This is a genomic window from Desmonostoc muscorum LEGE 12446 (genome assembly GCF_015207005.2).
In the GTDB taxonomy this organism is placed as follows: domain Bacteria; phylum Cyanobacteriota; class Cyanobacteriia; order Cyanobacteriales; family Nostocaceae; genus Nostoc; species Nostoc muscorum.
Genome location: NZ_JADEXS020000001.1, coordinates 1,293,610 through 1,310,170, shown reverse-complemented (window position 1 = coordinate 1,310,170; position 16,561 = coordinate 1,293,610). Strand labels below are relative to the sequence as shown.

The 16,561-nt window shown below is 38.7% G+C and carries 11 protein-coding genes; 6 read left to right on the top strand and 5 right to left on the bottom strand.

Going from position 1 to position 16,561, the window contains the following annotated elements; translation table 11 throughout:
• Positions 1-12 precede the first annotated feature (12 nt).
• A complete protein-coding gene (locus IQ276_RS05630) occupies positions 13-480 on the top strand; it encodes a hypothetical protein (RefSeq protein WP_193920298.1) in 468 nt (155 codons plus the stop codon).
• Positions 481-508: 28 nt separating this feature from the next.
• The gene (locus IQ276_RS05625; protein ID WP_235115463.1) at positions 509-3,499 is read left to right on the top strand and encodes a CHAT domain-containing protein; all 2,991 of its coding nucleotides are present in this window, start codon (positions 509-511) and stop codon (positions 3,497-3,499) included.
• Between the two features lie 472 nt (positions 3,500-3,971).
• Here the strand turns inward: IQ276_RS05625 and IQ276_RS05620 are convergent, their stop codons facing one another.
• Positions 3,972-4,568 carry a glyoxalase-like domain protein gene (locus IQ276_RS05620; RefSeq protein ID WP_193921391.1) on the bottom strand — a complete coding sequence of 199 codons (597 nt, stop codon included), beginning with the start codon at positions 4,566-4,568 and terminating at the stop codon, positions 3,972-3,974.
• A 196-nt stretch (positions 4,569-4,764) separates the two neighbouring features.
• Here IQ276_RS05620 and IQ276_RS05615 point away from each other — a divergent pair, with 196 nt between their 5' ends.
• Both IQ276_RS05615 and IQ276_RS05610 read left to right on the top strand, forming a co-directional pair.
• The gene (locus tag IQ276_RS05615) at positions 4,765-5,394 is read left to right on the top strand and encodes an RNA polymerase sigma factor (RefSeq protein WP_171974201.1); all 630 of its coding nucleotides are present in this window, start codon (positions 4,765-4,767) and stop codon (positions 5,392-5,394) included.
• A 96-nt stretch (positions 5,395-5,490) separates the two neighbouring features.
• Entirely contained in the window at positions 5,491-6,570 is a 1,080-nt protein-coding gene (locus IQ276_RS05610; RefSeq protein WP_193921393.1) for a tetratricopeptide repeat protein, read from the top strand.
• Positions 6,571-6,865: 295 nt separating this feature from the next.
• Here the strand turns inward: IQ276_RS05610 and IQ276_RS05605 are convergent, their stop codons facing one another.
• Both IQ276_RS05605 and IQ276_RS05600 read right to left on the bottom strand, forming a co-directional pair.
• On the bottom strand, positions 6,866-7,576 hold the full coding sequence (locus IQ276_RS05605) for a hypothetical protein (RefSeq protein WP_193921395.1): 711 nt from the start codon (positions 7,574-7,576) through the stop codon (positions 6,866-6,868).
• Between the two features lie 516 nt (positions 7,577-8,092).
• The gene (locus IQ276_RS05600; protein WP_235115462.1) at positions 8,093-9,583 is read right to left on the bottom strand and encodes a sensor histidine kinase; all 1,491 of its coding nucleotides are present in this window, start codon (positions 9,581-9,583) and stop codon (positions 8,093-8,095) included.
• 379 nt (positions 9,584-9,962) lie between these two features.
• Here IQ276_RS05600 and IQ276_RS05595 point away from each other — a divergent pair, with 379 nt between their 5' ends.
• Positions 9,963-12,848, top strand: coding sequence for a hypothetical protein (locus IQ276_RS05595; protein WP_235115461.1), 2,886 nt, complete (start codon positions 9,963-9,965; stop codon positions 12,846-12,848).
• 431 nt (positions 12,849-13,279) lie between these two features.
• Complete coding sequence (locus IQ276_RS05590; RefSeq protein ID WP_193924677.1) at positions 13,280-13,906, top strand: Uma2 family endonuclease; 627 nt, start codon at positions 13,280-13,282, stop codon at positions 13,904-13,906.
• Between the two features lie 329 nt (positions 13,907-14,235).
• On the opposite strand, the gene IQ276_RS05585 is transcribed toward IQ276_RS05590, so the two are convergent.
• Together IQ276_RS05585 and IQ276_RS05580 are read right to left on the bottom strand one after the other, a co-directional pair.
• Positions 14,236-14,679 (bottom strand): hypothetical protein, encoded by a 444-nt coding sequence (locus IQ276_RS05585; RefSeq protein WP_193924679.1) that lies wholly within the window; start codon positions 14,677-14,679, stop codon positions 14,236-14,238.
• Between the two features lie 613 nt (positions 14,680-15,292).
• The gene (locus IQ276_RS05580; RefSeq protein WP_193924681.1) at positions 15,293-15,694 is read right to left on the bottom strand and encodes a hypothetical protein; all 402 of its coding nucleotides are present in this window, start codon (positions 15,692-15,694) and stop codon (positions 15,293-15,295) included.
• Positions 15,695-16,561 lie beyond the last annotated feature (867 nt).

Genomic DNA, 16,561 nt, shown 5'->3' with positions numbered 1-16,561 from the left:
AAGTGAGTCCTTATGGTTCAGGAAAAACAATCTGACCGTCAACAGAGATTAGACAACTTTTTACAAGCTGTAGAAGCTGCTCAAAAAGTGCAAGATGACATCATAAAGTATGGGCTTGAAGCCGCCCATTTATATTGTGATGATGTTGATGGAGATTGGCTAGAAACATGGGGAGAAGACGAAGATGGGCAGCAAAATTTTGTTGAATTAGTGACTAATTTCCTGCAAAGTGATGACTTGGTAGCGGTGAGGCTAAGAAAGCAGCTAAAAGATAAATCGCTACAAAAAATTGCTGTTGATCTGGAAAAATGTCTGAGTATTTCGGAGGAAGAAGACCGGATTTTTGCTGTAAAAAATGTATTAGCGGGTGGTGTGGGCGTTGCAGAAAGTAATCGCGGAACCAGTAATGAAATTGATGAAATTGAGTTATTGGATTTAGCTGAAGAATTGCTAGAGAAGTTGGCAGCGGTTTTGGGGTAACCATTAATATGAAATTAATTGAATAAATATGGCAAAAGGGTTTGGAACTATAAAACCTAAAAGAAAATATTCAGATCGAGACTATATAAACTTGCTTTATAAGCTAATAAAATTAGCTACAGATAATAGTCAAAAACCACAAGCAGTTTACACATTATTAAGGCTCAATTTAGATATATTAGATAACAAATTTGGCTTGTTATTAAGTGAATGGGAAAAAGCAAAGTTGTCAGCAGCACCTTTAAAATTTAAGCGAGACGTAGCAAGCTTTATTGTCAATCTTAGTAATCTGATTAAAGATTTCCCTCACAGCAATAAAATTCACATTGAGATAGCTATAACTGGCTATGAAATAGCTCTTACTGCTTTTAACCGTGAAGAATTTCCAAAGGAATGGGCTGACACACAAAATAATTTGGGTACAGCCTATCTTTATCGAATTAGTGGTAACCGTCCACAAAACTTAGATAATGCTATTTTAAAGTTCCAAAATGCCCTTATAGTCCGAAACAGGAATAGCTTTCCTGAACAGTGGGCTATTACTCAAATAAATTTGGGTGCAGCATATACGGAACAAATTCATGGCAATATTTTTGAAAATAGAGAACAGGCTATAAAAGCTTATGAAAATGCATTAACAGTACTCACTAAAGAAAAAAATCCTCGATATTGGGCATTAGCCTATAATAATTTGGGTAATGCATATTGCCAGCGTATTAAGGGAGACACTAACAAAAATATAGAGCAAGCAATTGTATATTATAAAAATGCTTTAGAAATTTTCAAATTTGACAGATTTCCTGAAGATTGGGCGATGACAAAAAATAATTTGGGTCTAGCTTATGAAAAATTAAATTCAGGGAAACCTAGTATCAATTTAGAATTAGCAATTGCTAATTATGAATCTGCTTTAAAAATCTATACCTATGAACTATTTCCTAAAGATTGGGCTATGCTTCAAAATAATCTTGGCAATGCTTATTGTGAGAGAACTGAAGGTGATCGTTCAGTGAATATTAAGAAAGCAATTGCTGCTTATAAATCTGCCTTAAAAGTCTATACTTATGAAGCATTTCCTCTAGAGTGGTCACAGGTACAAAATGATTTAGGTACAGCATGTATTGTTGAAGGGCAAATTATTCAGGGCTTACACATTGATTACGAAAGAATAGATGAAAGTTTTTACATAAGTGCTATTAATGAAGCGATTGGGTGTTTTCGACTAGCTCTAAAAGTTCGTACCACAACAACTAATCCTGCTCAATGCTACCAAACTGCTTGTAACTTAGGGCATACTGGTTTTTTAACTGGATATTTAATAGCTGATTACTGGAGAGAAGCTATTGAAGGTTATGGTATAGCAATTGAAGCAGTCGAAACCAGCCGTAGTTGGGTAAATTCTGAATCGCGTCGTCAGGAAATTTTAGAACAATCCATTGGCATTTACGAAAACATGGTGCAAGCTTGCATCAACGGTGGACAAATAGAAAAAGCCTTTGAATATTCAGAGCGATCGCGTTCTAAACTTCTTGTAGACTTAATGGCAAGCTACAACCTCTTTGAAGGCGATGAAATTCCACCAAAACTCCAAGAATTATTGCAGCAGTATGAAGAACTGCAACAGCAAATTGACCAAGAACGCCAAAGCCATAAATCTGAAAATAGCCGTAGTGACACACGCGCTATTTGGGAAGAACGCAATCAAAAAATCATATTTTTAGAAACCCAAAAACAACAAGTTTGGGAAAATATCAGACGTGAAGATCCCGTGTTAGCTGGAGAAATTCAAGTCAACCCCCTGAAATTGTCAGAAATTCAAAAGCTAATTGACCAAACCAATACAGCTATTCTCAGTTTCTACACTACCAATAGCGACACCCATATTTTTGTCGTGCAGCAAAACAAAATTACTCTCCACACCTGCATAGGACAAGGGTTAGATATATTACAAGGCTGGATTGAGCAGAATTGGTTATTGCCTTATAGAGATGAACCCAAAAAATGGCAAACTCAAATTAACAGTATTCTCCGCGAACTAGCTGAACGCCTGCAAATATCTGAACTCATATCCGAACATCTTCAAGGAATAGAAGAATTAATTTTAGTACCCCACCTGTTACTCCATCAGATTCCCTTCACCGCTTTGCCTACAGGAGAATATCAGGAATATTTAGGAGATAAATTTCTGATTCGTTACACCCCAAGTTGCCAAATTTTAGAATTTTGTCAACAACGTGACACTGTAGATAAAATGTCTTTACAATATGGCACTGTGGAAGATGCCGAAGATAACCTTCCCTGTGCCAGATTTGAAGGCGAAAAACTTGCCCAAATATACAATATTCCACGAGAGAATAGATTAATTGGCAGTAATCAAGCTACCACTAAAAATTATCGACAATTAGCACAACAAGTTCAAGTACTTCATTCCTGCCATCATGCCGAATCTCGCCTCGATAATCCTTTAGAATCACAGTTAAAATTAGCGCATGGCAGTAGCATCACCTTGGGGCAATTGATGACTCCAAGCTGGCGTTTCCCTCAACTTGTAGAAGTCTTTTTATCATGCTGCGAAACTAATTTAGGTACTCCTTCCTTAACTGATGATATTCTTACTCTCTCCACAGGATTCTTGTGTGCTGGCGCTAGAAGTGTAGTTAGTACTTTGTGGTCAGTGAATGATTTAGCTACAGCATTATTTTCCATTTTTTACTATCAGCAGCGACAAGAAGGTAGAAATCGTCCTGAAGCATTACAAAAAGCCCAAATTCAGCTACGAGAATTTAGAAAAATAGACCTTAATAAAATATTCCAAGAAGTAGAAGCAAGGGAAAAAGAACTGATAGTAAATAGAAAAAAATATCCTTCAGGTTCTATCGAGCATGAACAATGGAAGCTTGAATATAATATGTATGCTAAATTGAACAGACAATTTAAAGAAATCGAAAACTCTACTCAGCAATTTCCCTTTTCAGATCCTCATTATTGGGCTGCTTTTATTTGCCACGGATTAAGATAATAAAACAGGTAAATCGGCGGTTAGAAACCGCGTCTACACAGGCAAAACCCACCTGCGTGGGTTTCAAACCCTCAATCTTTCCTTGCTTAGTCCGCGCAGGCGGACTTCGTTTGTGTTTCATATAGGTGAGATGTGTATAGGACTTACGCATTGACAGAAAAGCCAAAATAGCAGGTATAGTTTTCAAGGCTTATAGCTAGGTTTTTCAATCATATTTTGGCGATCGCCAGCAATCAAAAGTGCCCTCCAAAAGCCTGAAACAACGTATTTACGTTAATCCACAAGATGGTTATTTTGTACAGTGCGTAAGTCCTAGTGTATATTTTTTCCAATTTATTTACACCCATATTAAAATGGTGCGTTGCGCTGCGCGACAACACACCCTACTTTTTCTAAGATACAGCGATCGCTTGACTTTTAAGACAGTCGCTACGGCTTTACCCTGATTGCATTCTGAATTCTCTTTTAAGAACTAATTCGCTACTTCAGCCAGTTCAATAACCCGCCCTTCATAGTCCTTGACCAAAAAATTCAGGGGCTTTTGGTTACGAATCTTGAATTTCAAACCGCGCACTTCCACTCGCATTAAAATCATTTCCAGACATTCGTGGTCAAAGCAGACGTGACGTTGCTGATTTTTGCTACCTAAACTTGCGCCGGTAATGACGTGTAGCTGGGTATTTTTCTTCAATTGATACCACAGCCCTTCGCTAGCATTATTCATCATTTTACTAGACAAACTCGGCCCGGTAGACATATACAACGGATCGATCCCAGTTGCGCCTATAGTTTGTTCGTAGTTGTAGTAGTAGTGCAAAGGCACCTCGGCTGCTGGCAAATCTAGCAGCCCTTCATACAACTGTCGGGCAACCTCCAAATCTGACACCATCACAGTGTGTACTTTTGGCGCACTGGTGAGAAACATCCACATGGCACCAGCGTAAGCCGCCAGCAGCATTACCATGATGCCTTGGGTGGAGAAGAGGCTATCCAAAGGCAGGGAGGGCAAAAAGGAGCCTAAAGTAAGGGGACTCAAGAGGAACGATATCACGCTAACTGCTATAACCATGAACAAATAAGGATTCTATAAGGGAGAGACTTTTAGGATTGTCAATCAAGACTAAAATTAAGTCCTTGTTTTTAGTTTATCAATATTTAACTAGTCTGAGTCTGAGGCTCAAATTGAGCAACACCAAGATATTATGCGATTAACTACAAGAGTGCAATTGCCAAAATTATTTTAACAACTATCAATCCCAAGGCTGATGCAAATTCCTTCTTTTCCTGAAGCTAATCACCCCCTAGTTAAGTCTCTGTTTCATCACAGTGACGATGAATTACTGACTCTGTTTCAGCAGTATCCCGATGCTGGCAAGTACTTCACGGTGATTTTTTGCCGCTATAGTCCCATAGTCTATACCTTAATTCGGCATTCGGCGCGATCGCCTGTGCAAGCAGATTATCTGTTTGCCCTCACCTGGCGACATATCTACTACGAACTCGGTGGACTAAATTTAACTCGTGGTGAATCGAGCGAAGAAACCTTAACTATGCAAAATTGGTTAATTAACATGACTGCTTTCTGTATTAACGAGCTGAAACTACCACCCACAGAAGCAATTCACTATTCTCTGGAGGCAACTTCGCCGCCGCTATGGTGCTACATAGAGCAAGCATTAGACCAATTACCTCCGATTCTGCGCTTAATTGTGTTGATGTCTCAAACTTTCCATTGGAGTGACACTAGAATTGCTGCTTATCTGCAAGCTGAAGGAGAAGCGATCGCCCCTCATGAAGTAGCCAATTTTCTCCAGGAAGGCTATCGTATGCTAGAGGACAAATTACCCACAGATATTCGTGCTATTTATCTTGGTGAAGATTTCGGCCAAGTTTAGCTTACGTATAAATGCGAGTATTGGATGTCTTCAATTTAAAATTAAAACTTCACTTTAGACCTTCTACTTAAGCCCGCAACTTGATGGGTAAGTTTTATGAGACAACAGCTTGTATTTCCAAAGCCCAAAGTAAACTTAGTTGATGTAACTGGAATTTTTCATCGCCAGTTACTTTTGCACAGCTTTTTACTCTTTACTTTTCTGCTGACTCCCATAGCGGCGGGTGCAGTTGATATTACCGAACAACTCCACCGTCCTTTAAATAGTTCCGTGGGGCGACAATCAAGAGATGAAGCAGACAGTTTGCTGCGTATCGGCGAACAACAATATGCCTCAGGATATGCCAACAAAACAATTGCTTCTTGCTTGCGGGCGCTAGAACTGTATCACTCAATTGGTGACCTGAAAGCCCAAGGTTTGACTTATAATTTGCTTGCTAAGGCTTATATCCAACTAGGTAGTTTAAAAGAAGCCGAAGATGCTTTACGACGAGGATTAGCGATCGCTCGTGATACTAAAGATTTTCAAGCTCAGATTTTTGTGCTGAATAATATTACTACATTTCTGCTCCAAGAAGGAGAATTTAGTGCTGCTGGCAAAACTGCCCAAGAGGCACTTGAAATTGCTCACAATGTCAAAAATATTGAAGGTGAAGGACTATCTCTGAGTAATTTGGGACTAGTAACAGCCAGGTTGGGAGATTATAACAAAGCAATTAAATTATATGAAAATGCCTTAATTTTTCGGCGTCAAACTGGTAATGTTATTGGTGAAGCAAATACCTTAAATAATTTAGGTGATGCTTATCTAGCATCGGGAAATTATCAAGACACCATTGGTACTTATGGTGCAGCAATGCAGATAGCTAAAATTAACCGCGATCGCACTAACGAATTACGGGCAATTGATGGTTTAGTTACAGCTCACAGCGCTGTAGGACGCCACGAACGTGCTTTTGATTTATTAGAGGAGCGTTTAATACTCGCCAAAGAATTACAAAATACGCGAGAAGAATTAAAATCTTTTGAATCTTACGGTCAATTATACGAACAGATAGGTAATTATCCAACTGCCCGTAATTTTTACGAAAGGGCGATTATACTGGCGCGAACATTGGAAGATAGCAAACAAGAACTGCTATTGCTGGATAGGCTAACAAAAATGCTCAAGAAGTAGAAATACGACACTGGAAATCTTTTGAATGAAACACGCAGTAGGGGCGCACATCTGTCATTGGTGTCAACTTAAGCTCAAAGGCTTGTCCCACATACGTTTTACCCCCCTTAATCCCCCCGATATATTGGGGGGAAACAGGAAATCTAGTTCCCTCCCCTTTATAAGGGGAGGGTTAGGGTGGGGTAACGCGGTGAGTAACGGTAAGTGAATGAACTCAATGTCACGTTTTCACAAGGGTTTCACGTTAAGTTGACACCAATGCACATCTGTGCGCCCCTACTAATGTGCTACCCTACTAATTCAAGAATACTGAACCGCTTGGTTCAATTCTCATAGCACTTCTACCTTGGGTTGCATCAGTCGCTTCGTTAAATGTAACTTCCAAGCTTCCTGGCTCTGATGAGGGTTGTGGAGTTACCGTCAGTTGTCCGCCATCTTCTCGTTCAAATGTTACTGTTACTGGTGCGCTTAGACCTTGGAGTGTGACATCGGATTTTCCTTGTAGCGATCGCGGTGCCGTATCGCCGATGACTTGGTAAGTTATATTAGCCGCAGTGTCATTGACTAATCTGATATTAACTCTACCATTTGCTAGTGCGATTCTAGCGCTGGGGGCTTGTCGTGGTTGTAGTGCTGGTCTAGCACCTGGTTCTGGTGGTACTTGCCCCTCGACTGGGGGAACTGGGCGTGGTGGTATTGCGCCTGATTCTGGAGGTGCTTCACCGCCGACACCTAATCTTGCTTGTTCTGGTGATGGAGTTCCAGGGGTGGGAAGAAGCCCTTGGGCTGCGAGTCTTTGAGTTAGCGCATTGGGAGGACATCCTTGTGGTACCACAACGCGAGAGTTATGTGGTTCTTCGTAGAAAATACTAGGACAAGGGTTAACCCGGGGAGTAGATTGTTGTGCTACTGCTTGAGGAATCGCTGGCAGGGTAATCAGTAGTCCTCCGCAAATAGCACCCAATAATTCAGCGGATTTGCGAAAATTGTGAGAATTATTAATCATTATTAACTCCTGGTAAAATCTTAGAATGCTAAGAATTCAGAACTCAGAATTCAGAATTCAGAATTTTAAGAAGATTAGTATATTCATTTGGTATGTAATCCTAGTTGTTTAAGTATTCTGAATACCGAATTTTGACTTTTGAGTTCTTGAATTACATTTTTAACTTAGCAATGAACTTTGTTTTTTACATCTAACTCTAGACTTGAAAAACATGTATATTTAGACATAATGTTTAATTCTTAAGACTGAAAAGCTATATTATTCAATATGTCTATAGCTTTTGATTCCGGACATTTTTCTGTTAGTCAATTTATCTTGTTTCCCGATATCCTGCTAGTAAAAAAGCTAAACATTAACATCTGCCACAGGAAACAATATAGGACTCCCACTTAATTGTGTGAAAAAACTCGCCCCCAACTCGAAAAGCCTGATTCTCTATTCCCTGCATCTACTCAAGTCTGTTTTACTTCTGTTAGCGTAGCGGGGCGTAGCCCATTCTGAATTCTGAATTCTTCTTCAAGACTCAAGAGTTATTGGTAAAGTCACAGTGAACGTAGTACCAATGCTTTGGGTGCTTTCAACTTGAATATGACCTTGGTGATGTTCGACAATAGCAGCAGCGATCGCTAATCCCAATCCTGAACCTGTAACGCTAGCGCAAGCAGTATTCCCAGCACTATGAGTGCGTGCCGGATCTACCCGATAAAAGCGATCGAATAACCGTGGTAGCGCCTCTGCTGGAATACCAACTCCAGTATCACTGACTTTAATTTGCAACTGGCCACTGCTGTAACGTCGGCCAGAAACAGAAACGCGATTTATTCCCTCTATCCGCGCCAACTCTACTTTCACCCGTCCACCTGCTGGTGTGTAATGCAAGGCATTCGCAATCAAATTTGTGAACAGTCGCACCAGTTGATCCCAATTGCCCACAAGGGTAAACCAATTTTCCAGTAATTTCGGGTTAGTTTCCGAGGCGGGAGGATCTACTAAGTGTAAAGTCAAGGCAATTTGTTTTTCAGGAAATAACAGTTGTTGTTCTTCAAGCACTTCCATCAGCAAAGCATCCAACGGACAAGGTGCAAAGGCATCTTTGCTGATACCACTATCTTGTCTTGCTAAAAAGAGTAAATCATTAACTAACCTACCCAAACGCTGTGTTAAGCGTTCCACCATCTTTAACTGTTGCCGATATTGCACAGCAGTAGTAGTTTCTGCTTCTGCTAACTCCAAGTCAGCAAGGGCGACTTGGACATTGGTTTGAATCAAAGTAATGGGACTTCTCAGTTCATGAGAAGCATCAGCAGTAAATTGTTTGAGGCGTTGATAAGATTCACCCACTGGTTCCATAGCTTTACCCGAAAGAAACCAGCCACTTGCAGCCACAGAAATCAGCATTAACCCAATACCCAGCGCCAAATCAAAAATTAATTGGCGACTGGGCTTAGTCACTTCAAACCAAGGATGGCTAACACGCAGATATCCTAATACTTGCCGTCCGACTTCTACTCGTTGTGTGACTTGACGCAATAAAAGTGGGGGGTGGGGAATGGGGAGTGGGGAGTGGGGAATAGGGAGTTTATCATCTCCATCTTTTTGTTTCTCTCCCTTGACTACACGCACAGTTTCACCAGTGCGGTTGGCACGAATGGGAATATTTAAGGGTTCGGATAGTGTTGACCAAACTAATTCACCATTCGGACTAAACCACTCTAGGTCGATGTGATCATCTTCTACGCTGTCGGCATTTTCAGGAAAACTCGCCTCTACATTAATGAGAAATTTATCAGCGCCGGAATTGACTGGCTCAACTATGAGTCTAGACGCACATGGGTTTGTTGTTAAACATCGCTCTACTATTTCCACTACATGGTTAAGGGTATCGTCAATCCGCTCAATTAGTGTACTGCGGACGTATAAATAAACGCCGCTAGCAAACAGTAGTAGTAATACGGCAGTCACGGTGGTGTACCAAATTGCCAGACGGCGGCGAGTAGCCTGAAACATATTTTTTACTCCATTTTTTTTAACTTAATATCCTCACATTACGTATTTATACGGCTAAATAATAGCTCAATTTTTGAGTTGTGGTGATTTCGCTGAGGTTGAATTTTTGCTCAAGAATTACACTCTTGTTGCAGTAAATCTGCTTAATCCTATTTTATTCTTTGCGGGCAGGATAAGAAATCAAATTTTTTTCCACTATCTATATTTACTAAACACTGTTGAATCCATCGAATCAAATAAATCAACAAAAAATCCGAATTTTCAGTATTAAATAATGATTTTTTCCGATATTAGCTAATGTCAAATATTTTGAGTCGCCATTTTTTTTATTGTGAAAACCTTGAAAAATTCAAGTCAGATAACTATCAGTATCTCCCTCATGAGATTCAAGAAAAATGCAAAAATTCTGGGAATAGGTTTGTTGTCTTCAACAATTTTATGCGAAATTCTATTTATTGAATTATCTGCGATCGCCTTAAATATTACCAGTCAAAACAATGTTGTTTTAATAACTAATAATAAGTCCTATCAAATAGATAAATCCCAAAATAAAGAACTTCTAAAACAGGCTTTAAAAAATGCTAATTCTAACTTAGAGAAGCCAAAAGAGTTACCCAGATTCACCATAGCTGACGTTATCCCAATTGAAGAATATAAAGACAACCCCCCCGCCCCACCTCCAGAAGATCGAGAAAAACCTGAACCAGATACGATTAAACCATCAAACTCCAATCAACCAAAACCATACACACTCCAGCAAGAAATACTAATAGAAAAACTACGTCGAACAAAAAAACAACAACAAGCAACCCAAAAGAAAATAATTCTTGATGCTCTGACTACAAGTGCCAACAGGTATCCTTGGATTGTTAATCCAACAGATAACCTGACTTTTAAACCTCAATTATTTAAACCAAATGAAGATGAAAATTATATAGATACAGATTTAAGTATCAGATTTTCTGGAGATAATCAGATTATTGAGAAGTTTACTTATGGAAAATTTCCTGAATCTGACCAGTTTTACTGGGTTCTCGATAACAATAGATTAGTAATTGAAACTAAAGGTATACAAGCCGGTATTCTTTACCAAGGTAGATCTTCTGAAACTTACAGTACCCAAAATATGACATCAACCCAAGCCTTTTGGGGTTTACAATCTCTTAATACTTTACCTGTAAATTTTGACGAGTTAATCGGCGAAGTTGGAATTAATGATTTTTCTATAGTTTCTATCGCAGGACAAGTAATTAATCCTGAAGGAGTACCTGCTGGTAGAGTGATAATTAATAGCGGAGTTAATCCTGAAGATCCTAACGTCACAATTCTGAGAAATCCTACCCCAAATATTGGTAGTGGTTCGACTTTGAGTAATCAAGGTGGCGAAGCTTTATTTGATTTATTAGATGCTACTAATACCCCTCAAATTTTACAAGCCTTTCCAACTACGAATTTCAAGCCTCTATTAGATGGAGGAAATATTAGACTCCAACAAGGCGAAATTATTCCTGATTCTGTTCTAGAAGCGGCTGGTATTTTTTGGGGCGATATCTTAACAGGTGAAGGTTTTGGTTTTACTGCTCCTGTTTCTTCGTTACCAGGTGTTAAAATTGCCCAAAGAGGGAGATTTGATAATCCTGATTTATTAAATATAGCAGTCAATCCTTACCTCACACAAACTGAGAGAGACTTAAGTTATTTAAATTCTTTATTTTGGGTATCTTTTGGCAAAAGAGACCCCCAATTTGAAGTTTTATCCCAAACACCACAAAAAACTTCTGATTGGCACAGATTATATGCTAGCTATCCTCATAACCGCACCGTTATTCAATACGACCCAGAAAAAATTAGTGCCAGTTATTCTAATATTTTTGCGAGTCCAGGATTCTCGATTACAGCTAATTTTAGTGATTTTAGTATTGATGGTATACAAACAGCTAATTCTACTTTAGGACTGGCATTAGGTGGAATATTTAAATTTATTAAAATAGATAATATTGACGAAAGTATAGCAGAAGCACGAGAAAGGTTTCAAAACGGAGAAAGTTTTGCTGAATTAAATACAAAGTCTACACCAAATCAAAGAAGACAAATTAATAATCGGCTGAATCGTACTTTGGCGTATTCTAATGCAGCCAGCGGTCTAGAACAAGTATCTGGAAATATCACACTTGAGAGTAAAACCACTCCAAATAACTCTAGTATTTTGGAAGTGAGAACAGGAAATCACAGACGTGCAGTTCAATTTTTACAAAGAGATATTGAACTTTTAGATCCAGGTGAAACATTCTTTTCAACCCTGAGACTTTCTAATGAAACATTTGGCCCTTTGACTTTCATCGGAAATCAAATTCCTTTGAACAATACTGGCATTACTCCCGTTAACGAATCTAGTGCTGTAGAAGTTATTTTGACTAACTCCCAAGGCAGACAATTTGTCCAAAAATTTAGTTCAGCAGATAATACTATAGTGCCAATTCCAGTCCAGACATTTGATTTGGCATTCGATTATTTTGAACTTACCAGAGTTGACCTTATAGGTGTGGGTTTTAACAGCTTTAATGGTTATCTCTCTTTACCTTCAGTCGAATTATTAGCTGCGGGTTCTAGTGGTGACTTAAACTATAGCGCTAGCTTGGGAACTTGGTTTAATATCAATGCTGACTCAGCACCAGGGGTTTCCAATAATAATTTAGGTTTACCAGAACCATCTGTGGGCATATATGTTAATGTTCTGGCTAACTATATTAAAACTCATGTCCAGTTAGACTCAAATAAAAAACCAGTAGCTATCAATACTCACGTACCGTCATTACAAATTAACTGGAATAGTGCATCGAACGCCAATAATCCTTTTTCCACTGTTTTAAGCTATTACTTTAATCGTCAAGAAAGAAATTTAAGTTTTTCTTTAGCACCTGCGATCGCTTTTATTCAAGAAAATAGCAACGGTGAGTTGTTAGGGCTTTTTAGTGGTGAACTGAGTACTAGCACGGGTTTAAATATTAATACAAACCTAGAATTCGGTGAAAAATTTTTCTATGAGTTAAAGGGTTTACAAAGACTGGGTAGAAATTTATCTGTTGGTGCTTATATTAAAAATTATGCTACAAGAAATGTCGGTTTAAATAGCCGAGTGTCTGGCTTAAATTACGGATTAATTTTTAGACATCAGTTTCCAGATAATAATGTTTTTCTAGAATCTCTAATTGGTACTGGTGAAAATGGCTTTGATATGCAAATTAAAGGAGGTTATCGATTTTAGGTAAGATGCGGTGCAACACTATATCGCAAGGTGTAGAGGCACGGCATACCCATCTGTGTCAAGTTAACGTAAAAACCTTGTAATGACGTTATATAAAACTTACTCAATTACCAATCAATCCGGAGTTACCCCACCCCGGCTTTGCTGACGCAAAACCTCCCCTCCCCGAAGATCGGAGAGGGGATTGAGGGGTGGGGTAAAGCGTATGTGGCACAAGCATTTGAGCTTAAGTTGACACCAATGGGTATGCCGTGCCACTAGGGGTGTACCTCACGTAAACGAGAACCGCCATAACATATATTAAACTTCATAGATAATGTATAGTAAAATTTAACTTTAGAGATAGCTTTAACTATAATTATAAATAAATTTGTCAAATTTTCTGAATATATTTTGCAGTTTTGTTATCAAGACCGTTTGAGGATTAACCGATGACTCAAGCCCTACAGAGAAAATTATTTACATTCGATGAATTTGTTGCCAGATACCCTGATAATACAGGCAAACGTTATGAACTGCATGATGGTGTTGTAATCGAAATGCCACAACCAACAGGAGACCATGAAGATATTATCGGCTTTTTATCGCTAGAAATATCTGTCGATATCAAGCGACTAAATCTTCCCTACTTCATTCCAAAAACTGCACTAGTCAAACCACCTGAAAATGAATCCGGTTATTCACCAGATATATTAATAATTAATCGCTCCAATCTGGTAAATGAACCACTGTGGAAAAAACAATCTACAGTGACTCAGGGCGGATCAATTCCTCTGGTGATTGAGGTCGTTAGTACCAATTGGAGAGATGACTATTTCACAAAACTAGGTCAATACGAGGCTATAGGCATTCCAGAATACTGGATTGTAGACTACGCTGCATTGGCAGGAAGGCGGTTTATTGGCAATCCCAAACAGCCCACAATATCAGTTTATTCACTGATTGAGGGTGAATACCAACTCAATCAGTGTTGTGGGAGCAATGGCATTATCTCACCCACTTTCCCAGAATTGAATTTAACTGCTGAACAGATTTTTAATGCTGGCAATAATAGCTAAATTTTGCATTAAGCTATTCAATCTTTAGAGGTTGTTTCAAAAGTGGTATGTTGTGATTTTAATCGAATTATTACCCCCCTTAATCCCCCTGATATATTGGGGGGAAACAAGAAAATCTGGTTCCCTCGCCTTTATAAGGGGCTACGGTGTATACACAACTGGAATTACCCCCCTTAATCCCCCCGATATGGGGGAAATAGAAAATCTAGTTCCCTCCCCTTTATAAGGGGAGGGTTAGGGTGGGGTAAAAAAATATTTGATACATCAATCATGACTTTTAAAACATCCTCTTAGATCAAAATAGCCACAAAATTAATATAGTTTTTCAACTATTCTAAAGCCTCTAAACCATTAGTGCCGTTGGTTGTCTCAATCAGAGATCCTGTATCAGGAATTGATGTTAAATTATTGACTGTTTGTACATTTTGATTCAAAAGTGAATTGTTATTGTTTGTTATTACTTCTGTGGCTGTTCCTACCTTAAGAGATAACGAAGTTATTCTTTCATTAATTGCCCCGATATTTGTAAAAGTAGGGGTGATTGTTAGAGTGGTGCTTGTGCCGGGATTTAAAAAATTATTGCTAACAGGCAAGAACAGTTCACCACTAACACTTTGATAAGCGCCGGAAGGTGAAACTATAGAAACAGCACCACGCGCCACAGCTTGTTGTGCATGTACTGGCGCTGTAATAAAATTACTTAAACTGATAAAACCCAGCAAATAAAAGCTTCTTTTAATAGTTACAGGTAATTGACAAAACACGCTATACATGTTTATTTTATTCCTCATGCTCTTTTAGATTGGCATGAGAAATATAGCGGTAACTTCTGAAAAGATTTGATTGCTAGACTACTAAAATTTGGTATAAGGATTGACACTTAGTCAAGAAAGGCAAAAGGCAAAGGGCAAAAAGCAAGAGTAATTATTGCGTTATTGTCTTGTGGCTATTGCTTTCTAGTTTTTGTCTATTGCCTATTGCCTCTTGCCTCTTGCCTAATTTAAAAGATTTCGTGAAGTATCTATTGAAACAAATATCAAAAGCCCGATTTCTTCAAGAAACCGGGTTTATATGGTAATATAGTGGATAAGTTTGGAAATACTGCCCCTCATTTGCATTTAAGGGGCTGTGTTTTTTCTTCAATCTCTTAGATATCCCTTTGTACCTTATCCCGCATCAAACACTATGGATCTAGGTAAAGGATAGTCTGTAAAGGAGTTTATTTGCGTATTACCAAATATTTTGATGCAAATGCCTAGCGTGGGGATGCAAAATAATTTTATCTCTACTGCTGGCAATGCCTCGTCAAACCAAAGCCAAAAGCATCTAGGCTAAAATCTGATGGGTTTTTACACCATCGTGATTTGATCTCAGATAAGAATCAATCTATTCTAAACCGCCAACACTAGCTGCTCTAACAAGGGCTGTTACGTCTTCAATACTTGTAAAGCCGGTAATTAGTGCTGCGACGGCTCCTTCGATTGTGCCGCCGGTTTCCAATGCTGAGGCTTCAATTGTACCTGGGTCGATTTCCAAGCTGTCTACAAGTTCAGCGTTTGTACCTGCTGCACTAACTGTAGGTGTAATAGTTAATGGACCGGGGAATTGAGTACCAGTAGGTGCAGTCAATTCACCACTGACGCTGATAGAAGAACCTGATGGTCTAACTACTGTAACTGCACCACGAGCAGCAGCATCTCCTGCATTTGCAGGTGCTGCAAAGAAATTACCAACACCAACTAAACCTAATACGCAAACACTGCCTTTGATAATTGTAGAAAGTTTCATGATTCACAAGCTCCTTGTGTATTCATCTTTGCGTTTTCAATATAACTATTGCTTACCATAAACATTTCAGTAATAACACTGAATTTTTTCAAAATATTGTTGGTGATAATTTAAAAAAATTAATAGAAAAATTGTTAGTGTAAAGCTGAGTGCCAGCATCAAAATCTTAATCAAATCAGAAATGCAGCAAAGCTTCTGCCTAATTGATGCCTGTATAGTAGTTGTGGTAATGCTTACTAAACTTCGTATTTGGGAAAACTACATCTAAAAATTACTAAATGTGCGGCTTTAAACTGGTTTGAATACCAGCATTTTCTGTAAACTGCGCTTAATAATTACTCAAAAATTTTCAGAAATATCTATGTCATATCTTTGCTAAATCTTCAGTGCATCTTTATGGGGAAGAGGGTGTTTGAAAAGCTATATTTATTACCCAAAGTGTCTAATACCCCCCCTAACCCCCCCTTGTAAATGGGGGGAATAATCTCTTAAAGCCCCCCTTTATAAGGGGGGTTGGGGGGTAATGTCAGAATTTAATGTGTTATACGACACTTTTCAAACATCCTCTAAGGGACTTCCAAATAAAAACATCCAACTTTTCTTGTGGGGTGGACATCTTGTCCGCCCCTAACTAAGGGCGGGCGAGACGCCCACCCCACAATTAGTAGTAATTTATTTGTTGTTAATTCCTAATATGCTGTGAGCAATGATTTGCATTCTTATACATAATTTTGTAGGGGCACATAGCTGTGTGCCCCTACGAAAGACATAATATTTGAAATAATTGAAAGCAGCTATAAAACTTACATATAACTAACTGTTGCTTGGGCGTAACCCTCAAGCACCATTTAACTTACTATGTTTATT